This window comes from Pseudoalteromonas sp. SIMBA_162 (genome assembly GCF_046535955.1).
Taxonomy (GTDB): domain Bacteria; phylum Pseudomonadota; class Gammaproteobacteria; order Enterobacterales; family Alteromonadaceae; genus Pseudoalteromonas; species Pseudoalteromonas marina.
On sequence record NZ_JAWJBQ010000469.1, the window covers coordinates 1 to 268 of the forward strand.

At 60.4% G+C, this 268-nt stretch carries 1 pseudogene; it reads left to right on the forward strand.

Going from position 1 to position 268, the window contains the following annotated elements:
- Window positions 1–268: pseudogene (locus R0J88_RS20525) on the forward strand (sodium:proton antiporter); the annotation flags it as partial.

Here is a 268-nt window from a genome sequence, read left to right on the forward strand (position 1 = left end):
CTGATGGGCGGCTTCATCGCCATGATGGAGAAGTCCGGCTGCACGCTGAGTTTCAGCAACATGATCGGTCGCCTGCTCAAGACACGCCGTCAGTCGCTGATCGGCACCGTGATTCTCGGCATCCTCATCTTCATCGATGACTATCTGAATGCCCTGGCGACGCCGGCGGCGATGAAACGCCTGACGGACCGCTTCGGGGTCTCGCGTGAGAAGCTGGCCTATATCGTCGACTCGACTGCCGCCCCCATCTGCATTCTGGTGCCCCTCT